Source organism: Segatella copri (genome assembly GCF_026015295.1).
GTDB lineage: Bacteria > Bacteroidota > Bacteroidia > Bacteroidales > Bacteroidaceae > Prevotella > Prevotella copri_C.
In genome coordinates, this window is record NZ_JAPDUW010000001.1 from 1,918,647 (window position 1) to 1,941,336 (window position 22,690).

The 22,690-nt window shown below is 48.8% G+C and carries 19 protein-coding genes; 11 read left to right on the plus strand and 8 right to left on the minus strand.

Translation table 11 applies throughout. The annotated features are described in order from the left end of the window. Window positions 1-14: 14 nt before the first annotated feature. Both ONT18_RS08240 and ONT18_RS08245 read right to left on the minus strand, forming a co-directional pair. Window positions 15-2,816 (minus strand): TonB-dependent receptor, encoded by a 2,802-nt coding sequence (locus ONT18_RS08240; protein ID WP_264904868.1) that lies wholly within the window; start codon window positions 2,814-2,816, stop codon window positions 15-17. A gap of 59 nt (window positions 2,817-2,875) precedes the next feature. After that, on the minus strand, window positions 2,876-3,949 hold the full coding sequence (locus ONT18_RS08245; protein ID WP_264904870.1) for a metallophosphoesterase: 1,074 nt from the start codon (window positions 3,947-3,949) through the stop codon (window positions 2,876-2,878). Window positions 3,950-4,270: 321 nt separating this feature from the next. Between ONT18_RS08245 and ONT18_RS08250 the strand changes: the two genes are divergently transcribed. Beyond that, complete coding sequence (locus ONT18_RS08250; protein ID WP_264904872.1) at window positions 4,271-4,828, plus strand: hypothetical protein; 558 nt, start codon at window positions 4,271-4,273, stop codon at window positions 4,826-4,828. Window positions 4,829-4,991: 163 nt separating this feature from the next. On the opposite strand, the gene ONT18_RS08255 is transcribed toward ONT18_RS08250, so the two are convergent. Further along, window positions 4,992-6,782, minus strand: a complete 1,791-nt coding sequence (locus tag ONT18_RS08255; RefSeq protein WP_264904874.1) for a 1-deoxy-D-xylulose-5-phosphate synthase — start codon at window positions 6,780-6,782, stop codon at window positions 4,992-4,994. A gap of 144 nt (window positions 6,783-6,926) precedes the next feature. Beyond that, entirely contained in the window at window positions 6,927-7,295 is a 369-nt protein-coding gene (locus ONT18_RS08260; RefSeq protein ID WP_134844293.1) for a winged helix-turn-helix transcriptional regulator, read from the minus strand. Between the two features lie 332 nt (window positions 7,296-7,627). Here ONT18_RS08260 and ONT18_RS08265 point away from each other — a divergent pair, with 332 nt between their 5' ends. Next, window positions 7,628-8,077: a cupin domain-containing protein gene (locus tag ONT18_RS08265; protein ID WP_264904876.1), complete on the plus strand. Its 450-nt coding sequence runs from the start codon at window positions 7,628-7,630 to the stop codon at window positions 8,075-8,077. A 3-nt stretch (window positions 8,078-8,080) separates the two neighbouring features. On the opposite strand, the gene ONT18_RS08270 is transcribed toward ONT18_RS08265, so the two are convergent. After that, window positions 8,081-8,449 carry an MmcQ/YjbR family DNA-binding protein gene (locus tag ONT18_RS08270; protein WP_153093331.1) on the minus strand — a complete coding sequence of 123 codons (369 nt, stop codon included), beginning with the start codon at window positions 8,447-8,449 and terminating at the stop codon, window positions 8,081-8,083. A 230-nt stretch (window positions 8,450-8,679) separates the two neighbouring features. Here ONT18_RS08270 and ONT18_RS08275 point away from each other — a divergent pair, with 230 nt between their 5' ends. The 5 genes from ONT18_RS08275 (at window position 8,680) to ONT18_RS08295 (ending at window position 13,692) form a co-directional block, all read left to right on the plus strand. After that, complete coding sequence (locus ONT18_RS08275; RefSeq protein ID WP_264904879.1) at window positions 8,680-8,940, plus strand: DUF4492 domain-containing protein; 261 nt, start codon at window positions 8,680-8,682, stop codon at window positions 8,938-8,940. An 81-nt stretch (window positions 8,941-9,021) separates the two neighbouring features. Next, window positions 9,022-10,557 carry a cytochrome ubiquinol oxidase subunit I gene (locus tag ONT18_RS08280; RefSeq protein WP_264906831.1) on the plus strand — a complete coding sequence of 512 codons (1,536 nt, stop codon included), beginning with the start codon at window positions 9,022-9,024 and terminating at the stop codon, window positions 10,555-10,557. Window positions 10,558-10,610: 53 nt separating this feature from the next. Next, window positions 10,611-11,747: a cytochrome d ubiquinol oxidase subunit II gene (gene cydB / locus ONT18_RS08285; protein WP_264904881.1), complete on the plus strand. Its 1,137-nt coding sequence runs from the start codon at window positions 10,611-10,613 to the stop codon at window positions 11,745-11,747. A 152-nt stretch (window positions 11,748-11,899) separates the two neighbouring features. Beyond that, a complete protein-coding gene (locus tag ONT18_RS08290; RefSeq protein WP_264904883.1) occupies window positions 11,900-13,045 on the plus strand; it encodes an aminodeoxychorismate synthase component I in 1,146 nt (381 codons plus the stop codon). A gap of 35 nt (window positions 13,046-13,080) precedes the next feature. Further along, on the plus strand, window positions 13,081-13,692 hold the full coding sequence (locus ONT18_RS08295; protein WP_264904885.1) for an aminotransferase class IV family protein: 612 nt from the start codon (window positions 13,081-13,083) through the stop codon (window positions 13,690-13,692). Between the two features lie 25 nt (window positions 13,693-13,717). On the opposite strand, the gene ONT18_RS08300 is transcribed toward ONT18_RS08295, so the two are convergent. Next, window positions 13,718-14,530: an MBL fold metallo-hydrolase gene (locus tag ONT18_RS08300; protein WP_264904887.1), complete on the minus strand. Its 813-nt coding sequence runs from the start codon at window positions 14,528-14,530 to the stop codon at window positions 13,718-13,720. Between the two features lie 806 nt (window positions 14,531-15,336). On the opposite strand from ONT18_RS08300, the gene ONT18_RS08305 reads away from it, so the two are divergent. Beyond that, the gene (locus ONT18_RS08305) at window positions 15,337-15,522 is read left to right on the plus strand and encodes a hypothetical protein (protein WP_153093334.1); all 186 of its coding nucleotides are present in this window, start codon (window positions 15,337-15,339) and stop codon (window positions 15,520-15,522) included. 146 nt (window positions 15,523-15,668) lie between these two features. On the opposite strand, the gene ONT18_RS08310 is transcribed toward ONT18_RS08305, so the two are convergent. Both ONT18_RS08310 and ONT18_RS08315 read right to left on the minus strand, forming a co-directional pair. Next, window positions 15,669-17,531 (minus strand): SLC13 family permease, encoded by a 1,863-nt coding sequence (locus ONT18_RS08310; protein ID WP_264904890.1) that lies wholly within the window; start codon window positions 17,529-17,531, stop codon window positions 15,669-15,671. Window positions 17,532-17,564: 33 nt separating this feature from the next. Further along, the gene (locus ONT18_RS08315; RefSeq protein WP_264904892.1) at window positions 17,565-18,440 is read right to left on the minus strand and encodes a helix-turn-helix domain-containing protein; all 876 of its coding nucleotides are present in this window, start codon (window positions 18,438-18,440) and stop codon (window positions 17,565-17,567) included. A gap of 198 nt (window positions 18,441-18,638) precedes the next feature. Between ONT18_RS08315 and ONT18_RS08320 the strand changes: the two genes are divergently transcribed. The 3 genes from ONT18_RS08320 (at window position 18,639) to ONT18_RS08330 (ending at window position 22,651) form a co-directional block, all read left to right on the plus strand. After that, window positions 18,639-19,949, plus strand: coding sequence for a TolC family protein (locus tag ONT18_RS08320; RefSeq protein ID WP_264904894.1), 1,311 nt, complete (start codon window positions 18,639-18,641; stop codon window positions 19,947-19,949). Between the two features lie 92 nt (window positions 19,950-20,041). Then, window positions 20,042-21,082: an HlyD family secretion protein gene (locus tag ONT18_RS08325; protein WP_264906832.1), complete on the plus strand. Its 1,041-nt coding sequence runs from the start codon at window positions 20,042-20,044 to the stop codon at window positions 21,080-21,082. A 36-nt stretch (window positions 21,083-21,118) separates the two neighbouring features. Next, a complete protein-coding gene (locus tag ONT18_RS08330; RefSeq protein WP_264904896.1) occupies window positions 21,119-22,651 on the plus strand; it encodes a hypothetical protein in 1,533 nt (510 codons plus the stop codon). Window positions 22,652-22,690 lie beyond the last annotated feature (39 nt).

Consider the following 22,690-nt stretch of genomic DNA (forward strand, 5'->3'; position numbering starts at 1 on the left):
AGCCTTTTTACCTTTTAAAGTTTGTATCTTACTCCCAGCAGGAAGGTTCTGCCATACTGATAAGTTCCCACGATGGTCTTATCGCTCTTCTGGCCCTCATACTCCAGGTTGCTTTTGTTCATGGTCTTCAAGTATCTCTCACGCTTGGCATCAAGCAGATTGTTTGCCTTGAAGAAGATGGAGATGCCGTTCTTGAATTGCTTCTCGGCACTCAGGTCGAGACCGAACATCGCCTTATCCCACTGGTCGGCATCCTTGAAGGGAGAAACCAGGGCAAGCTTGGTGCCCGTGAAGGAAGAGGCCAGCTGCGCATTCCAGCCATTCTCCGTATCCTTATATAATAAGGAGATGTTGGCGGTATGAGGAGCCTGGTTAACCAGCGGACGGGTCTGGGTTACACCCGTCTTATACTCGGCACTACCCTCCTGGTACTCACGCTTCGAGGTGGTGATTTCAGAATGGGTGTAAGTATAATTCGCCTTTACTCCGAAGTGGCGGATGTACTTGATCACATCGATTTCGAAGCCCATGTTCTTGGCATTACCCAGGTTATCAGGCATGTAATAGGCATCGGTTCCGGCTCCAATCTTGCCATCCGATGTTACGAACACCTGTTCTATAGGGTCTTTCAGATACTTATAGAATACGCCGGCAAGAATCTGTTCGGTCTTGCTTGGGAACCACTCCCAGCGCAGGTCGATGTTGTCGATGCGGGCACGCTTCAGGTTTGGATTACCCTTTTCCTGATACTCCTCGCCCTGAATCTGATAAGGCACTATCTCGTAGAAGCCCGGACGGTTGATGGAGCGATAGTAAGAGAGACGCACGTTCATCTTCTTGGTTGGCGTCCACTTAATGGATGCCGATGGCAGATAATCCCAGTAGCTCTGCTCGCCCACCTGTCCCATATTGCGGAAGTGCTGGAGCATGGTGTAAATCTGGTTGGTATGCTCGGCACGGAAACCGGCATTCAGTTCGCCCACCTCGCTCTTCAGGGTTACCATGGCATAGGCTCCGCCGATGTGCTCCTTGGAATCGTAGTTGAGCTGCGAAGCCTGAGAATAAGGAGTCTTGCAAACCCAATCGATGTGAGCAAACTGGTCTATTCCGTTGCCATCCAATCGCTGCGAGATGTCGGCAGGATTGAAGATGTAAGAATAATATCTGTTGCTGCGTTCCTTTCTGCGATACTGCGCGCCCGCCTTCCAGAGTGCTTCCACATCGTTGGCGAAATGGGTATCGTAAGAGAGGTTGATGTAACCCGCCCAGTCGGTATCCTTGTTGTGCTGGAATCGGCGTTCGGCACTCTTAGGCAGGGTCTTGGTGATGTTCTTGTCGCCTTCCCAGATGGAACCCGAAACGGCATCGCCGCCATTCTCAGCTTTTCTGCTCACGGTATTCGTCAGGGTAACGTAAGTTCTGTCCGGATCTTCCTCCTTAGCCTGCGAGAATACGCCCGACCAATCTACGGTAAAATCCTTGGTAAGATGATGCGTACCCTTCAGGTTGGTGGCGAAGATGCTCTGGGTGGTTGAGAGAGAGCGCACCTCATCGTCCTGGGTGTAGCTGTCGGCTCCGATGTATTCGGTATTGACGCTATTGTTGTATCTGGTGCCCTTGGAATTGGTGCGCACATACATATTGTACCATTCCAGCTTGTGGCCAGGCAGGGTTAAATCTATCTTGGCATGAGCACCCGTGGTAAGGTCGTGAATGCTGTAGTAGCGATGCTGCAGATTGGAAATGTACATGGCCTGCTCGCCCGAAGCCATCTTTACGGAATTGTAGGTGCGCTCGGTGCCACGGAAAACATTCTGCACGCTTCCGGCAAGCATCACGCCCAGGCGGTCGTTCCAGAAGCGGTTGCCGATGCTCAGACCTCCTATGAAGTTAGGAGCAGGAAGAGAATGGCTCTTCAACTGAACAGGACCGTTCTTGAAATCGCTCATCTGTGCCTTATAGTCTTTTCCGAAAGCCTCGTAAGGAGATTTCTTTGTATAATCAGAGCGATTGCTGGTAAGATAATCTCTGCCATCCTTCCAGAAATAATCACTTGCTCCGATGGCTGAATTTGCCTGAATCTGGAAGCGGGATGGGGCATCCTTCATCACCATATCAACCACGCCGCCGGCTGCATCGCCTTCCATATCAGCCGTCAAAGACTTAGATACCACCAGGCGATCCATCAAATCAGAAGGGAAGATATTCAAAGGGATGTAACGGTTTTTATCATCCGGACTAGGAATCTTTACGCCGTTCACCAGGGTGTAGTTGTAGCGCTTGTCCATGCCTCGGAGGATGGCGTAGGAAGCCTCGCCCGATGCATCACGCTCCATGGTTACACCCGATACTCGCTGCAAAACGCTCGCCACGTTGACATCAGGCGAAAGCTGGATGCTCTGCTGGCTCATCACGTTGAGCACGTTGCCGGCATTCTTCACGGTTTCTATAGCACTTCGGTCGCTGCGGTATTCACGATGACCGGTAACCACCACTTCGCCCAACTGCTTCAAGTCTTCATCCATCGGAATATCCACCTTGTCTTTCTTTGCCACATCCACTACCATCTCCCTGGTCTTGTAAGACATGTAGGAAACGATGATGGTCACCTTGCCTTTATCAGGCAATTCATGCAGGGTGAAAGTACCATCGAGTCCGGTGGTGGTACTCACGTTGGGCAGCTCCTTTACTCGGATTACGGTTCCGATGAGGGGTTCGCCCGTTTTGTTATCCTTGACTATACCATCCAGCGTATGTGCCTGGATGGCGGTAGTCGCTGCGGCAAGAAGCGCCGCACTCAGTAAAATTCTTTTCATCTATATCGCTATTGAAATCTTCATTCGTTTCTTTTCGCAAAAAAGTTTCTTTTACCTTTTTACTTTTTTACCTTTAAAACCGTGTGGATGATTTTTCCATCCTTGTCAATCATCGACATTCTGAGCTGCTTCTTATCTACGGTAAATACAGAGAAACCATCGGCAGGACTGCAGAACACGGTGCCATCGATAGGCTTCACAGGACGAGCCAGAGATGAAGAGGAATTGACTACGTAGTCGATGTTGTCGCCCTTCTTCCGGATGTGCTGGAAGTTGTGGATGTGACCGCAGGCATAAATCGCCACATTATTATATTTATGGAGGATAGGAAGGAGGCGCTTCTGCATGTCAAGGCGCTCATTTTCCTTCTTCGTGGTGTAGGCGTAGATAGGATGATGGCCTACCACGATGACCCAGTCTTCCTTGGCATTCTTCAGGGTTTCGTCGAGCCAGGAGAGCTGAGCCTCAGCATCCTGCTTGCCGGCATCAGGATATTTTTCTGACGCCTTGCGATAAGAATCGATTAGAGGTGTGGTGTCGAGGAAGATGACACGCACGGTGGTTCCCTTGTGGTCGAACACCTTGGTGTAATATTTGGCTGGCATCATCCAGCGGCGGCTCACCTTGCCGTAGTCCATAAAAGCCTGGGTATTACCACGATACTCATGGTTGCCGCAAACCGGGAACCAGTCGAGCATCAGGTCGGGATGAGAATAAACATATTCGTAATTGGTAAGCCACAGAGGGTCCTGGGTAGAAGCCACGCCATTGAAATGGTGGATGTCGCCCACGGCAAGTACGCATTCAGGATCTACCGTACCCGCCATCTCGCCCATCAGTTCGGCGATAGGCTTCTGGTCGTAGTAGCCGTTGCGGCCCATGTCATTGGTCATGTAGAGGGTGATTTCGCCCTTCAGTTTCTGCCATTCGGCAGCATTCGCCTTCCAGTTTGGATTCTGCGGAATGGCGGTTGCTGCACTCTGAGAACAGGTTGTTAATGCTGCGTTTTGCGCCTGTGCAGTCAAGCCTCCGCCCAACAATAAAGCCGAAGCCAAAACTACAGTAGCTACTCTACCTTTCATCATAGCAAAGCCATTCATGCTGCTATGCTTACCCGATACTTTCTTTTCCATTTTTTCTTTATCTGACTATAATACTTTTATTAAAGATTTCCCCTTTCGGGGTAATACCTGTTAAATTTCGGGTGCAAAGGTAAGGATATTATGTGTCAATGAGGTTACAAGGATTTTAATTAGCAGATAAAAGATACTACAATTTTGTTACAGGAGTTTTCCCGATTCTTTTAGGGAAAATCATACGCTGGTTTATGGTTTTCCCCTTGTTGTTTTCAGCTATTCTCTCTATCTTTGCACCATCAAAAAGTTGATAGCGGCACCAAGTAGCCTCTTCAATTAAAATAAATGCAGTAATAACCCTTTAAAGAGAAGATCGTTATGAAAAGAATGATTATGACATTGGTAGCAGTATGGATGATGATTACATCTATGAATGCTCAGAGACTGACAAATATTCAGGCAGAAGCCCGTTTTATCACAGATAAGATGGTGGTGGAACTGGGATTGAGCAGCGTTCAGCGCAACAGCATCCTGAACATCAATCTCAATTATCTCAATGGCATCCGCAGCTATCGCGACATTGATGCCTACGGCTGGCATTACCGCAACAAGCAGCTCAAGCGCATGATGACCGCCAGACAATGGAAGAGATTCAAGGACTCTTATTATTTCTATCGCCCTATCGGCTGGCAGAATCATGTGTATGTTCACCATATTTACACCAAGTATCCAAAGCATAACTGGGGACACGACAAGCGCCGCCCTCGCCCTGAGTGCAGCTACGGAAGACCAGGATGGCCAGGCGGAACCCATGTAACCTATGAACCAGGAAAGCCAGACAAGCATCACAAACATCACAAACACGACAAGAAGTGGAAGCACGACAAGAAGAAGTGGAAGCACGATAGAGATTGGGATGACGATGATGATGATTGAGATAATGATTGAGATAATGACTAAGATTAAGACTGGGATTAAGACTGAGATTAAGACAAACATTCGATGATAAAACAGAAGAAATCCAAGCTAGAGATGATTCTCCGGCTTGGATTTCTCGGTAAATAAAAACTAACTATGCTGACTAACTAATCATTAATAACTAATCACTAATCATTAACAAAACGTCTTCCACAATCTGCTCATCGAGCAGGCGATTATCCGAAAGCAACTCCTTCACATCGTATCTGTCGTAGAGTCCCTTTCTGATGCCGCCCACCATCACCTTCATATCCGAAGTGCCATAGTAAGAGGCGATACGCTCGCCGAAGCCGCCATCCTTCGAACCATCCTCCAGGGTTACCACCAACTGATGGTTTGCCTTCAGGTTATCCAGCGTCTCGGCATCCACCTCATTCAGATAACGGGGATTGATGAGCGTAGCATCGATGCCCTTATCAGCCAACAGGCGGACTACATTCTCGCCCTTCTGATAGAACGAACCGGCGGCGATGACTGCCACCTTCTCGCCCTGGTGCATCACCTTGTACTTTGCCTCGTAACCATACTCAGCATCAACGGTTTCAGACGCATGAACCACGCCATTGCTAGGCACGCGGATGGCGATAGGTTTCTTATCCTGCAGAATGCTCCAGCGGAGCATGGCGAAATACTCCTCGCAGGTGGTTGGAGCCAGATAGATGAGACCCGGAATGCTGTAGAGCATCGGAATATCGAAAAGGCAGATGTGGGTGATGTCGTTCATCGAGTTCACTCCGCCTCCTACCACGTTGATTACGGCTGGATTGGAATTGATGCAGAGGTCTTGCGCTATCTGGTCGTAGGTGCGTTGGATGAAGGTACTGTAAACGGTCCATACCGGATGCAATCCACCCTTCGCCATTCCCGAAATCATGGCCACCGCCTGCTCTTCGGCGATTCCCATATCGATGTGCTGATTACCAGCCAACTTTCGCTTATCGGCAGTAAAGCCGCCTGCGGTAGGAGTACCGGCGGTTACGGCGATGAGGGTCTTATCCTGTTTCATCTCGCTGAGCATCCAGTCAGAGAATAAAGTGCCGTAATCCTCTGTTGGAGCAACCTCCGGGAGGGTTCCATCGGCATTCCTTCTTGGTCGCGAACCGTCTTCCAGATTGAAAGGCATTCCCCAATGCCAAGCCTCCTTATTGGCTACGGCTGGCGCAAATCCATGACCTTTCTCTGTATGAATGTGAACCACGGTAGGCTTATCCGTATCCTTCACGCTCTCGAAAATCTGGATGAGTTTTTCGATGTCGTTACCCTCTTCCAGATACTTGTATTCAAAGCCCCATGCCTTGAACCAGTTGTGCTCGCAGGTGCCTTTACTCTGGCGCAAGGCACGCAGGTTCTTGTAGATTCCGCCATGATTTTCGGCGATAGACATTTCGTTGTCGTTCACCACGATGATGATGCCCGTTCCGAGTTCCGAAGCCTCATCCAGTCCCTCGAAAGCCTCGCCGCCCGAAAGGGATCCGTCGCCGATAATGGCGATGATGTTCTCATCGGTACCCTTGATGTCGCGCGCCTTCTGCAAACCGGTGGCAAGACTCACGGAAGTGGAAGTATGCCCCACCTCGAAATTGTCATACTCCGGACATTCGGCTGGAGAAGAATAGCCCGAAATGGCATTCATGTCATCCATATCGCCGAGGAATCCCGCAGCTCGTCCGGTGAGCACCTTATGCGGATAACATTGGTGGCTTACGTCAAACACGAGCTTATCCTTTGGTGCATCAAAAACGTAGTGAAGCGCCACGGTAGCCTCCACGAATCCGAGGTTTGGTCCCACATGACCGCCATGCTTGCTCACACGGTTCAGCACAGCCTGTCTGGTTTCATCAGCCACCACCTGCAGCTCCTTCAAATCCAGCTTTTTCAAGTCGGCTGGCGACTTTATTTTGTCAATATACATATTTTTTATACTTATAGTTATAATTCTATTATGATTAGATGATGATCATGATTTCCGAGTGCAAAGATACGAAGATTCCCGAAAACACGCATTACCCAAACTACAGAAAAAATGAATGATTTTTCGGAAATCTCATCTTGGAATTCAGCCTACAGCCTTATCCCTATCCTTCAGAATCACAGCCATGTTATCCAGCGCCCATTCTATCAGATGATCCATAATAGGAATAAGGGTTTCAGCACGGGGTGTGAGAGAATACTCCACTCTTGGCGGCACTTCGGCATAAGCCTTGCGGGTAACGTAGCCATCAGCCTCCAACGATTTTAACGTGCTGGTAAGCATTTTCTGCGAAATATCCGGAATCAGCTTACGCAGGGCATTAAACCGGAGGGGACCATCCTGATGATTTTTCAGGGTGTAGATTACCAGTAGCGACCACTTGTCGCAAACGCGCGCCAGAACGTTACGGATGGGACAGTCCTGCACTACCATTTCTTTTATCATTCTTGCCATAATCTATCTTTTTTATATTCTACAATAATCTATAATATTCTGCAAAACTCTACAATATTCTGCAATAGGCTACAAAAGTAACTAATATCCGGAAAGATACCAAACATACCAAGTTAATCTAAGTTAACGCTTCATTTTTCTTACTCCCATTCCCTCGCAATAGTTACCTCCCAGTAACCATCTTACCCCCAAGTGCCCTCTTGCAGGAACCAGTTTTTCGCAGTATCTTTGCAGCGCAATTCAGAAATGAAAGCTGAAAGCAGAAGTATTCACAAATTCACAATAAGAAATAAAAAAAAGAGAAATATAAACATTTAAAAATAACAGACAAGATGAAAGAAACAAAGATTATTGCTAAGGCTGCAAACTTTACAGCCACAGATTTTGGTAAGATGAGTGAAATCAAGGATTACACCTTAGAGCTGGGTCCTGAGATTAAGATTCCAGGAAAGGTATTCGGAGGTCAGAGCGTGAACGCTACTGGTGGCGAGTTCTCATTCCAGAGCTTTGCTCCTGGCACAGAGACAGGCTTCCTCCATACTCACAAGAACCACGAGGAATTGTATTTCTTCCTGAGTGGCAAGGGCGAGTTCCAGGTGGATGGCGAGGTATTCCCAGTTCAGGAAGGAAGCGTGGTGAGAGTAGCACCAGACGGCAAGCGCTCTGTTCGCAACAATGGTACCGAGCCGCTGCTGATGCTCTGCGTGCAGTATAAGGCCGAAACCTTTACAGCCGAAGATGCAACCGACGGCGTGATTCTCAACGATAAGGTGGAGTGGTAGAAACTACTCTACCACCTCCATGATTTCAGGATGCTCAAGCTTTTCCTGTTTCTTGAGCTTCTTCACCACTTCGGAATAGCTGTGGCGAATCAGGGCCTGGATGAAATCATCTTCCAGCGTGCCATAAAGGTTTACCTGATTCCAGTATTTCTTATTCCAATGCCATGCGCCTTCTATTTCGGGATGCACTTCCCGGAGTTCGAGGGCGTAATCGGCATTACATTTCATCGTAACCCACTCGGGGCGCTCCAGATCAACACAGGCAAAGATCTTGCCCAAAATGCGAAACACCAAGGTCCGCTCATCAAAAGGAAAAGCCTCGGTTACGAGGGGAAGCGAGAGGCAATACTCTCTAACAGATTCTATATTCATTATTTCTTCTGATTATTTCTGATTAAAATGTTTCTATGTTTTAGGGGACAAAGATAATGAATTCTGAAGAAACGGCAAGACTTATTCCATAATAAAAAAAGAAAAACTTTAAAATAACTCCCTTATGGGATATCTAAAAACAACCTTTTTGTAACTTTTTCAAGAAAATATTTGGTAGTTACATAATTTTATTGTAGATTTGCAGCAGATTTTTTTAAGAAGGAGTGCTTATGCAGAAGAAAAAGGATAAAAATCTGATGAAAACGGATGTAAAACCGATGAAACAAGGACTGCTGTCCCGGATTTTCCATCTCTATTACGATGGTTTCAGGAAGATGACCCTGGGCAAGACGCTCTGGACCATCATCCTCATCAAACTTGCCATCATCTTCCTGGTGCTCAAGCTCTTTTTCTTTCCAGATTTTATCAATACGAATGCCAAGAACGGAGACAAGGCAGGCTTCGTTTCCAAGGAAATTCTGAACAGATAAGACTCTGAATCCCCGCAACCTTCACATCGAAAGAAATACAAAAACATTATATAATAACAATTTTAAAACCATTCAACTATGATGACAAATCTATTGTTAGACATTACATCAGCCACCATCGATTGGTCGAGGGCGCAATTCGCACTCACGGCCATCTACCATTGGCTGTTCGTGCCGCTCACCCTAGGACTGGCAGTAATCATGGGCATCGCCGAAACATGCTACTACCGCACCAACAAGCCGTTTTGGAAGCACGTAACCCGTTTCTGGCAAAAACTCTTTGGCGTCAACTTCGCCATGGGCGTTGCCACAGGCATCATCCTGGAATTTGAATTCGGCACCAACTGGAGCAACTACTCCTGGTTCGTGGGCGACGTATTCGGTGCTCCCCTAGCCATCGAAGGCATCCTGGCATTCTTCATGGAGAGCACCTTCGTAGCCGTAATGTTCTTCGGCTGGGATAAGGTGAGCCGGGGCTTCCACCTTGCCTCCACCTGGCTCACGGGACTTGGCGCCACCATTTCTGCCTGGTGGATTCTCGTAGCCAACGCCTGGATGCAATATCCTGTAGGGCAGGAATTCAATCCCGACACCATGCGCTTCGAGATGACTTCGTTTATGGATGTGGCACTCTCGCCATTCGCCATCAACAAGTTCACCCATACCGTTACTTCCTCCTGGATCATCGGCGCCACCTTCGTGGTAGCCGTAAGCTGCTGGTATCTCCTGAAGAAGAGAGAAACCCAACTGGCGAAGGCGAGCATCAAGATGGGTGCCGGAGTAGGACTCATCGCCACCCTGCTGGCTGCGATGACCGGCGACAGCTCTGCCTATCAGGTGGCACAGGTGCAGCCGATGAAACTGGCTGCGATGGAAGCATTATATAATGGCGGAAAGGGCGAGAGCCTCACGGCGATAGCAGCCGTTCACCCCTTCCAGCAGCCCGATTACGAAAACGAACAGGAGCCAGCCATGCGCATCGCCATCCCTAACATGCTCTCGTTCTTAGCCACCCGCACAGCCGATGGCTACGTGCCTGGCGTAAACAATATTCTCAATGGTTATACTAAGGAGGATGGCACCCGTGAACCATCCGTGCAGGAAAAGATAGCCCGGGGCAAGAAGGCGATAGTTGCCCTGAAAACCTATCGCGAAACCAAGGCGAAAGACCAGCTGCCAATCTTGAAGGAGAATATGAAATACTTCGGATATGGTTACATCAAGGACGCCAAGGAACTGGTGCCGAGCATCCCAATCTGCTTCTACGCCTTCCGCCTGATGGTGGGAGTAGGCTGCCTGCTCATCCTCTTCTTCGCCCTCAGCCTATTCCTGGTCTATAAGAAGGAAATCGCCCAATACCGATGGTTCCTCATTTCCGCCATCATCATGATTCCGCTGGCTTACATCGCCTCAGAATCGGGCTGGATAGTAGCAGAAATCGGTCGCCAGCCTTGGACCATCCAAGACCTGCTGCCAGTAAGCGCCGCCATCTCCGACATCGAGGCAGGCAGCGTGGCCACCACCTTCTTCATCTTCCTGGCACTCTTCACCACCATGCTCGCCGTGGAAATCAGCATTCTGATGAAACAGATTAAGAAAGGACCGGAATATGAATAAAAACTTAAGATGATAAACTTAAGATTATGAATTAACTTTATGACATTAGCATTATGACATACGAATTTTTGCAATCATACTGGTGGTTCCTCGTATCATTATTAGGAGCCCTGCTGGTGTTTCTCATGTTTGTACAGGGAGCCAACACCTTGATTTTCTGTTTGGGAAAAACGGAAGAAGAGCGTCGCCTCATCATCAACTCTACGGGGCGAAAATGGGAGTTCACCTTCACCACGCTCGTCACCTTCGGCGGAGCCTTCTTCGCCTCGTTCCCGCTGTTCTACAGCACCAGTTTCGGCGGAGCCTACTGGCTGTGGATGATCATCCTGTTCTCGTTTGTGATTCAAGCCGTGAGCTATGAATTCCAGAACAAGATAGGTAATTTTCTTGGACCGAAGACCTTTCAGATCTGCCTCATCATCAACGGCATCGTGGGTCCGCTGCTTCTTGGCGGAGCCGTAGCCACCTTCTTCAACGGCAGCAATTTCCTGATAGACAAGGGCAATATTACCAACAGTCTGCAACCCGTCATCAGCCGCTGGGCAAACGCCAGTCATGGTCTTGATGCCCTGCTCGACCCATGGAACGTGGTGCTGGGACTTGCCGTACTGATGCTAGCCCGCATTCTGGGCATGCTCTACATCAAGAACAACATCGAGCACCAGCAGATTCAGGAGCGCTGTACCCGCCAGTTGCCATGGAATGCCCTCCTCTTCCTATTGTTCTTCCTGTCATCCCTCATCAGATTGATGATAAAGGACGGATTCAGCACTTCTTCTTCCGGCATTACGATAGAGAGCATGAAGTATCTTCACAATCTTCTGGAGATGCCAATCTTGCTTGTAATATTATTAATAGGTGTAGTACTCGTTCTTTTCGGCATTTTCAAGTCATCGAGGAGCGTGCAGTATAGAAAGGGAATCTGGTTTACGGGCATCGGAACCGTGCTTACCGTGTTGGTTCTGCTGCTGATAGCCGGCTGGAACAATACCGCCTACTATCCGTCGAACATCGACCTTCAGAGTTCGCTCACCCTCGCCAACAGCTGTAGCAGCGAGTTCACGCTCCGCACCATGGCGATAGTTTCCCTCCTCATCCCGTTCGTCCTCGCCTACATCGTCTTTGCCTGGCGCGCCATCGACCGCAAGCGCATCACGCAGGAAGAGATAGAGCAGGGAGAAGCGTATTAAAAAAGGCAGAAAAAGCCTTATTGAAAAGGCATGGAAAGCCTATTAAATATGATCCACACGCCCTGAAAGGGCGTGTGGAGAAGACGTCCCATCAAACAAAAATCTGTAACCAATCTTTTGTCTTTCTAAATAAAAGCAGTATCTTTGCAGACATGAAACAGAAAATCATAGATAAAATCAACCGATTGGCAAGCCAGAAAGAGCCTTTTCTCTTTGTCATCAACTACCAGGCAGACGAGGCCTTCATCCGCAAGCTATCAGATATAAATCCCGAAGAATGCCTCTTCGATTTTGAAGGAAGAGGAAACCTTTCTCATGCCTGGAAAGAGACTTGGAAGGAAGAGACTTCGGAGACCACCTGGCAGATAGAGCCCCCACTTTACGAGGATTACGAGCGAAGCTTCAACATCGTGAAGAGCAACATTATGGCGGGCAACAGCTATCTTACGAATCTCACCAACCGGGTTCCCGTGAGCTGCAATCTTTCATTAGAAGAAATTTTCCATCGTGCAAAAGGGAAGTATAAACTGCTGCTCAGAAGAAAGAGAACTCAAGCAGAAGATAAAGCTCATCTGAAAGAAGAAGCACAGAATAAAGCTCATCTGAAAGAAGAGAACATAGAAGAGAATTTCACCCCCTTCGTCTGCTTTTCGCCCGAAACCTTCGTCAGAATCAAGGGCGGAAGAATCTACTCCTATCCCATGAAGGGAACCCTGGATGCATCCCTCCCCAATGCCGAAAAGCTGCTGATGGAAGACCGGAAAGAGGCGGCAGAACACGCCACCATCGTAGATCTGATAAGAAACGACCTGAGCCGGGTGGCAGAAGATGTAAGGGTAGATAAATACCGTTACGTCGACGTGCTGCACACCAACAAGGGCGACATCCTGCAAACCAGTTCAGAAATCAGCGGTCGCCTGCCCGAAGATTCCCCCCACCATCTGGGCGAAATCCTCGATGCCCAGCTCCCAGCCGGTTCCATCACGGGTGCCCCGAAAGATAAAACCATGCAGATTATCCAAGAGGCAGAAGGCTACGACCGCGGCTTCTACACGGGCATCATGGGAATCTACGACCAGGGCGAACTCAACTCCGCCGTCATGATAAGATTCATAGAAGAAGAAACTTCGCCGGTTGATTTTGAAGCCGACGGAGAAAAGAATTTCAAGGCAAACGAAGGAAAGAAGCCGAAGGAAAGCCGAAAATTGTATTTCAAGGCAGGCGGCGGCATCACTTCGAAGAGCGATTGCCGGAGGGAATACGAGGAAGTGATTCAGAAAATCTACCTTCCGTTTTAAATCCACCTTTCATATTAGGAAAAATAAAAGAGATTATGAAACAGCAATTTGTAGAAACAATAAAGATCAAGAACGGCAAGGCTCTGGCCCTGCCCTATCATCAGGCAAGAATGGAGAGAACCATCCGCAGGTTCTTTCCAACCCTCGCATCTGAAGAAATAAAACTCTCATCCCTCATTTCCCCAAAAGAGGAAATGAACCTTTACAAGGCACGAGTGGTTTATGGCATCCAGGGCGTGGAAACCATCGAGTACGCCCCCTACAAGATGAAGGAGATTCATTCCCTCAAGGTGGTAGAGGATAATAATATCGACTACACCTATAAGAGCACAGACCGAAGTGCGCTCAACGCCCTGGTAGCCCAGAAGGACGATTGCGATGAAATCATCATTGTAAAGAACGGGCTCATTACCGATACCTCCTTCACCAATCTCGCCCTTTTTGATGGCAACAGATGGCTCACCCCCAAGCATCCCCTGCTCCAGGGAACCAAGCGTGCCCAGCTCCTGGAAGCCGGCATCATCCAGGAAGCCGACCTCACACCAGAAGACCTCAAAAAGGCGGAAAAAGTGAGTCTCTTCAACGCTATGATAGATTTCGGAGAGCGTGAAGTAACCAAGATTTTCCTACCGGATCAAACTGATTAAACCCACAATTATAAAGAAAGAAATCCTACAGCTCTATCACCTCCAAATCATCCGGAACGAAGATTCTACCCTTGAAGTTCTTGGCAGCTTCACGGGTATAATTTTCTTTACGATTTGCGAGCGTTTTCTCCTCCGTATGATACAGGATAAGATTCTTCACGCCCAGTTCCTCCGCCAGTTTTCCGGCATCAAGCGCCGTACTGTGGCATTTCTCATAAGGCTTGAACGTATCGCGGTCGGCATAGAGACAGAACGCCTCACACATCATCCAGTCAGCCCCCACTATGTAGCGTCGGTTCTGCTCGTTATAAGGTTCATCGCCCAGGCATGCCAAGACCAAAGGCTTACCCGATTCATCAGAAGAAGGCAGCTCAGCTCGGAATCCGAACTGTTTTTCCTTAGCAGACTGAATATCAAAGCATTCCAGCTTTATATCCCCCACTTCGAAACAATCGCCATCTTCCAGTTGATGGAACACCACCCTTTCAGCCACCTTAGCCAGCTGCTTCTTGGCAAGAATCATGTCGATGATGGTCTTGATCACCTTCATCACCTTGTCGTTTCCATACACATGCAGCAATCCCTCATAACCCTTACATTGTGCCACCATACGGATTACCCAGATCACACCCAACACATGGTCGGTATGCGCATGGGTAACGAAGAGGTGACGAATGTCAGAAATCTGAACATTCACCTTCTTCAGCTGCGCCAATATTCCGTTTCCTCCTCCCGCATCCACCAGCATCAGGGTACTGGGAGTCTTGAGCAGAAAACAGGTGTTATAAATCTGGGAAACCGTAGCATTTCCCGTTCCGAGCATCGTTATTTTATTCATCTTTTCGTTATTTTTCGTTATGATATCTATTTTCCGTTCACTCCAATCTCTCTTTCCCGAATTATTCCCATCATAAAAAGAGCAGATTTTCAAGCACAAAACTACTCATTTTCTGATAAACCACCAAGAAAAAGCCCCGAAAACTTTGCTTATTCCAAATAATAATCTTAACTTTGCGGCATAAAAGGTAGGTCCATGCTTGCCGGGTACTCTGCAAAGGCATAAGAAAAGGTTATTTTTCAAGCACGCAGCAAAGATAGGAAATCATTCAGCGGCAGGGGTAAAAACTGATAAAACGGAGTCGAGGCTTTCTAGAGGAAATGGGGACTTCGGGGGTGCCGGTAACAGGATCAAAACAGAAATGATTTTCGGGCAAGCGTTCCAGTTCCAGTTGTTCCAATTGTTCCAAATAGGTTTTCATAGGACAATATTCCTTTATAGAGACTATATAACTACTTAATATATAGATAGTTATATATACAAGAAGGTGGAATAGAACGCTCAAAAAATTAATTGGAACAACTGGAACTGGAACGCTCCGCCAACCCCACTTCTCTCTAAAAGGCTCATAATCAATAAATTATATAGAAATATAGACTAAGAATTTGAAGTACAATATCCCCATTTCAACCGCTCCGACGATGAAAAAGCCGGGAAAAGGCATCGAATAGGTGCAACTTTTGCTCTCTCAGGCATCAAAAGACATGCAGGAACCCTTATTTCCGATGCTCTTCCCGATACTCGAAGTGGAGATAAATGGGGCTATTTTTCAGTATTCCGCCCTCAATTAGGGGAAATCATACCGTATGAAGACCTATCTTGTTGCCGATTCGGGCTATAATAAGGAACAACTGTCCAACATCGCTGAAACTATCTGTCCCAACTTCCGTGAATACGAAGAAACGAGATTGGAGAAAAATGTTCCGCAATCGCATGGTATCGCACGCTATCGCACAACTGACAAAACGGGATTTCGTATCTTTGCATCGTGATTCAGAAAGCGCGCAAAATCACTTGCCCAGTTGGAGAAAAAAATCTCCCTAATTGGGAAAATAAAAAGGCCTGATTTAACCCGATAAAAAAAGAGCCCCCAATGCGGGAAAAACATCAGGGGCTTTTATTTTGATATCAAAAATCCTTAGTAAGGAAAAAGGAGCGGAAGAACGAAGGTCATCACAACGCCGATGATAATCTGCAACGGCAAACCTACCTTCACGTAATCCGTAAACGTATAGCCACCCGCCTTCATCACCAGCGCATTAGGAGGCGTGGAGAACGGAGAGGCAAAGCACATGCTGGCACCCAACGTAACCGCAAAGAGGAAGGAATAAGGACTCACACCTACCTGCCGGGCCGCCACCAGGGCAATAGGAGCCATCAGCACAGCCGTGGCAGTATTGCTGATAAACATCGTCATCAGAGAAGTGGTGAAGTAGATACCTGCCAAGAGAGCTGTAGGTCCCATCGAACCCAAACTCTCTACCAGCCCCTGAGATACCAAGGCAGAAGCACCCGTCTTCTCAAGCGCCGTAGACATCGGCATCATGGCGGCTATCAGCACGATGCTCTCCCAGTTGATGGTCTTGTAAGCCGCCTCCACATTCCGGAAACAACCGGCAAAGACGGTCAGCAGTCCGGCGATGATGACCGCCGTGACCGGAGCCACAGGAATGAAATCGAATACCATCATCGCAATCATCAGCAGCATGATGGCAGCCGCCACAGGCGCCTTATAATCCAAGAGCACCTTGTCGGCAGTCTTCTCTGGCTGGTCGATAACCACCCAGTTGCTCGTATCGGTAGCCAAATGAGCCAGATTGGTCCATTCGCCCTGCACCAGGAGCATATCGCCCACATGCAGTTTGGTGGCTATCAGATTGTCGGTAATATATTCATCGCCACGCTTTACGCCCAGCACGTTGATGCCGAATCGCTTGCGCAGGTTGGCATCGCCTATGCGCAGACCGGCAAAATTAGACGTAGGCATCACCACGATTTCGGTCAGTCCCAGGTCGTAGAAATCAATCTTCACATCCTTCATCTTCCTGAGGCCGTAATCGCTGGCAAAGCGTTTCATCTTCTCCTCCTCACCTATTATATATAAGGTATCGTGAACCTGAATGGTGCTGCTGCTCTTCGCCATGTTCTGGCTCACATCCTTCACCAGTCCCAGTCGTGATTTCTTCTCGTTTCTTATCTCGATGATACTCACGCCATATTTCTTCTGGATGCTCAGATCCTTCAGGGTTTTGCCCACGATATCCATCTGCTCGCCATTCTCGTCGATTGCGGCAGAAGGGCGGCGGCTAGGCACGATGTAGCGATGCAGATTATCGAGCAGCTGATATTCGTCTACCAGGTCATCAAGCGATTTGCCCTGCTTCTTTTTCTTACCGCTCTGCTTTTTACTGAGGAAGATTTTGCTGAGCGGCATGAGCACGATGATGCCGATGGCGATGACGATGATGCCCACAGGGAAGAAGCTGAAGAAGGCAAGCGGCTGATAACCGCTCTCGGTCAATACTTCATCGATAACCAGGTTGGGCGGCGTACCGATGAGAGTAAGCATTCCGCCCAGACTTCCGGCAAAGGCGAGCGGCATGAGGAAACGCGACGACTGCATGCCCGAGCCCGCAGCTATGCTCATGATGATAGGCATCATGAGGGCCACCGTTCCGGTATTGCTCACGAAGGCGCCGATAAAGGAGGTTACGAGCATTACGAGCAGGAAGGTGATGGTTTCGTTGCCGCGCGAGAGCGCCATGAGTTTATTGCCCGTAAGCTTGGCAAGTCCGGTCTGCATGATAGCTCCACCCACCACGAAGAGTCCTATCATCATGATGACGATGGGCGAAGAGAAGCCCGCCAGCGCCTCGGCAGGTGTCAGGATACCCAGAACCAGGAGTGCAGCCAGGGCGGTAAGCGCCACGATGTCGGCCCTCACCCTGCCCCAGATGAATAGGGCTACCGTAATAACCAATATGATAAGTGTTGTTGTCATGTTTTGAAAATTTTTATGTTATAATTACTGTATTCATTCTCTCACCTGCTGCGGCGTCATTCCGGTATGTTTCTTGAAATAGCGGCAGAAGAAGCTGGCATCAGCAAAATGATATTCCCATGCCATCTCCTTGATGCTCTCGGCGGAGCGCTTGAGCTGCATCTTCAGCTGGAGCACCACATACTGGTCGATGATGATTTTGGGCGTATGACCCGTTACCTGTCTCACGATATTCGAAAGATACTTGGAGGTGATGTTCATCTGCTCGGCATAATAGTTGACATCTCTCGATTTCTTGTAATCGCGTTCCATGAGCATCATGAAGCGGTTGAAGAGTTCCCTCACCCTGTAAGATTTCACCTCGTCGGGGCAGTTCTGCGGATTGCGTTGCAGATATTCGTGGAACCCTATGAAGAAGGCCTTGAGCTGATAGAGTACCAGCTGCGAGATGCAGGTACAGTCGTGCTGCTCGAAATAGAGTCTGAGGAGAGAAAACATGCTCTCGATGATATGGGTAACCACGGGCGAATTCTGCCGGCATCGGTCCTCACGCAGAGCAGAATAAACCGTCTGTTCCAGTTGCAGACTGGCTTCGCGCAGCAGAGACGGATTATATTTCAGCATCTCCACTTCGAAGGCAGAAGCATTCATTCCGGCACAAGCATCCCCCTCGCAGGAAGCAGAAGGCTCCATCTTCTTCACCTCTACCACATCATTCGGAAACAGGGTGATGACGGCTCCCTCATAGAGATCCCAATCCTTATAATTCACATTCAGCACGGCCCTGCCCTTGCGGCAAAGGAGAATGGCTCCATAGGTCAATACCTGTGGACCCTCCTGCCACTCGCTTAAATCGGAGCAGAAAAGACTGGCCTCCTGATAACTGTTCAGTTCTGATAATTCTATCATAAATACCTTTTATTCGCTTTTTGTGTGCAAATATACGGAAATAATGTGAGAAAAAAGAACTTTTGTTCCGAAAAAATCCATGCGGCACGAAAAATTTAAAACGGATATTCGCCAAAATCGCCGTACCTTTGCACCCGAATTCATGAGATAACAGATTTATAAAGAATAATAATAACAGATTTTTGAATGATAAAGAAAATGATGATTGCAGGCCTTCTCATCTGGGGAGGCTCTCTATGGGCTGTGGCTCAAACCAGAATGACCATCGCCCAACTCTTCGAGAGAATCGAAGAAAACAGCAAGTCGCTACGAACCTCGAAATCGGGCGTAGAAGCTGCCAGCATCGGTATCGAATCGGCTAAAAGCAAAAAACTGCCCGACCTCGATGCGTCCCTCTCCTTCAGTTACATCGGAAACGCCCTGATGACCGACCGCGACTTCAGCAACGCCCAAGGTTTGAAATCGCCCCACTTCGGCAATAATTTCGCCTTCCAGGCACAGCAGGTGGTTTATGCTGGTGGCGCCATCAACGCAGGCATCCGCCTCGCCGAACTGGGCAAGCAGCAGGCAGAGGTGGGCGTGAAACTCACCCGTCAGCAGACTCGCTTCATCGCCCTGGGACAGTATCTGGATCTCTACAAGATAGACAACCGTATCAAGGTATATGAAAAAAACATCGAGCTCACCCGCCAGCTTATCGCCGACATCAAGGCGAAACAAACCCAGGGAATGGCACTCAAGAACGACATCACCCGATACGAACTGCAGATGGAGAGTCTGAAACTGGGACTCACTTCGCTACGCAACAACCGCAGCATCCTGAACCACCAGCTCCTGAATACGCTCGGCATGAACCAGGAAGATAAAGGGGAACAGGAGATGCAGATTATTCCGGACGCTACGATTGCAGACAAGGCTTACGCCAAGGATGGCGAAGCTTACTGGCAGACGGCAAGCACGATGAATTCGCCCCTGCTGGAACAGAGCAGCAACGCCATCAGGATAGCGGAACAGAAGGAGAAAATTGCCAAGAGCGATCTGCTGCCGAAAGTGGCGCTGGTGGCTGCCGAGAATTTTGACGGACCTATCCTCTTCGAGTTGCCGCCGATAGACAAGAATCTGAACGTATGGTATGTGGGCGTAGGCGTGAAATACAGCCTCAGTTCGCTCTTCAAGAGCAACAAGCGCATCAGACAGGCTGCCGTAGAAACCCGACAGGCAAAGGAAAGCCATGCCCTGCAGGCTGAACAGCTGAACAATAGCGTACAGACTGCCTACGTGCAATATCAGCAAACCTACGTAGAACTGGAAACACAACGCAAGAGCGTAGAACTGGCGCAGCAGAACTACGAGGTGATGAACGCCCGCTATCTCAGTCAACTGGCGCTGGTAACCGACATGGTGGATGCATCGAACCTGAAGCTCAACGCCGAACTGAACGAGGTAGATGCCCGCATCAACATCGTATACGCTTATTACCGCATGAAATACATAGCGGGAGAAATTTAGGAAGTGAAGAGTGAAGAATGAAGAAACAACGTTCGGCGTCCGAAGGGAAAGCCAATTCATCAGCTCTTTTTCAAACAATAAAACAAACATAAATTATGAATAAGAAGATTATCAAGAGAATATATAATGTAGTTATCATCCTCTGTTTTATAGGAGCCATCGGCTGGTGCTTCAGCCATTTTTATCATGGTAGCGACGTGGTTTATACCGATGATGCCCAGGTGAATCGCCACATTACGCCTATCAACACGCGCGTATCAGGATTTATCAAGGAAATCCGTTTCTCCGACTATCAGCACGTGAAGAAGGGCGATACACTCGTCATTATCGAAGATTCAGAATTCCGCCTGCATGTGGCTCAGGCAGAGGCTGGTCTGCGCGGTTCTAACGCCGGTTCTTCGGTTGTATCAGCCAGCATGGGAACCACCACTACCAACGTGCAGACGGCTTCGGCAGGTATCGAAGAGGCACGTGTAGACATGATGAATGCCAAGCAGGATTTTGACCGTTTTGCAGCCCTGATGAAGAAGGATGCGGTAACCCGCCAGCAATATGATAATGCCTACGCCCGCTATCTGGGAGCCAAGGCACGTTATGAGCAGGCAAGCAGCCGGAAGGCAAGTGCCGCCTCGGTTCGCAACGTACAGACCCAGCAGCTGGGCGGTTCGCGTGCCGGCGAGAGTGTGGCAGAGGCTCAGCTCAATCTGGCTCGTCTGAACCTTTCTTATACCGTAATCGTGGCTACCTGCGACGGCGTGATGGGCAGGAAAGATATCCACGCGGGACAGCTGGTTCAGCCAGGACAGATGTTGGCACGCATCGTGGATGACAACGATGTATGGGTAGTAGCCAACTATCGTGAAACCCAGATGGACGGCATCCAGGTGGGCAAGGCGGTAGATTTTACAGCCGATGCCATTCCTGGTGTCGTATTCCACGGCAAGGTAGAGGCGCTCTCAGCAGCTGCCGGCAACGCCTACTCCATGATTCCGGTAGATAATGCCACCGGCAACTTCGTTAAGGTAGAACAACGCGTACCGGTTCGCATCGCCCTCACCCGCGATAACGACCCTAAACAGGTAGCCCTGCTCCGTGCCGGTCTGAACGTAGAAACCAAGGTTCGCCTCAAATAGAATGTTCTATAAACTATAAATTATTAATTAAAAAAAATGCCAGGACCTCCTATGTTACAGGGACCCTTCCGCGTCCCTTCGTTCAACGGATATATTCCTCGCCGGTTGCAGCCTTGGATTTATCTCCTCTTCGCCTTCATCTTCCTGATGTCGGGCGGAATTTATGGAGAAGCCATGAGCCAGGTAATGGGCGAGTACAGTTTGATGAGAGAAGACGTGCTCATGATAGTCATGTTCAACGTGGTGGGCGTGGCGATGCCATTCCCCTTCCTCTTCAAGATGAAGTTCCATTTTACCAACCGCCAGCTTCTGCTGAATGCGGCGTTGGTAGTGGCGGCTTGCAATTTTCTCATCATGTGGACCGATTCGGTTCCCGTGATGTGCATTCTTGCCTACATCGCAGGTTTCTTCAAACTCTGCGGCACCTTCGAATGTATGAGTACCATCCAGCTATGGATGACCTCCAAGCGCGATTTTACCATCTTCTTCCCCCTGCTCTACTGCATCGTGCTGGGAAATATGTTCCTCTCGCCTTGGGTTACCGAACACCTTATTTATATATATCAGGATTGGCGCATCATCAACTGGACGATGACAGGCGCCCTGCTGCTGGTAGCATTCATCGTGTATGTCACCACCCACGACTTCCGCTTCATGAAGCCCCTGCCCTTCATCAGCCTCGATTATCTGGGGTGCATTCTCTGGTCGGCATGGATGCTGGAGTTCATCTTCTTCTTCACCTACGGCGAGCATTACAACTGGCTCGATTCGAAGATTATGCAGATGGATGTAGTACTCTTTATTTTTACAGGCTATTTCTGCATCCAGCGCATGCTCCACATCCGTCACCCTTACATCGCCCCAGCGGCATGGAAGTATAAACGGCTCATCCCGCTACTCATCCTCTTCGCCTTCGTAGAGTTCATGGGCAGTACGCCAAAGGTGCTGCAGACTGCCTTTACGGGCGGCGTGCTTCATTTCGGCACGTTTACCACCAATGTGCTCAACTTTGTAGAATGGGTGGGGGCCATCGCCGGATGCCTCTTCTGCCTGTTCTGGTGCAAGGTGCTCCATCAGAAATATACCCGACTGCTCACGATAGGCGTGGCAACGATGGTATGTTATCCCGTAATGATGTATTTCCTCATCGACCCGGGACTCAACATCGAGGCACTCTATCTGCCCATCTTCCTCAGAAGCATCGGCAACGCCATCTTCTTCTGCATGTTGACCATCTATCAGGAAGAGCTGATGCCGTTTGAGCATTTCTTCATGGGACTGACGATGGCAGGCATCATCCGCAACGGCCCTGTTTCGGCGATGTGCTCCGGACTCTACAGCTACGGACTTCGCCATCAGATGGCAGAAAACATGTCGCGCGGACTGCCTTATGATGCCGGCAACCTGCTGATGATCAGCATCCGCGAGCTCTACGGACTAACCTGTCTCATCGGCATCGGCGTGCTCATCATCTTCCTGCTCTGGGACATTCAGCCTATCCGCAGCACCCTGAAGAAGATGCCTGCCTGGAACTTTGTGGGAAGAAAAATGAAGAAAAATCTTGCATAATACAGAGATTTATGCTAACTTTGCAAACAAAAAAAAGTT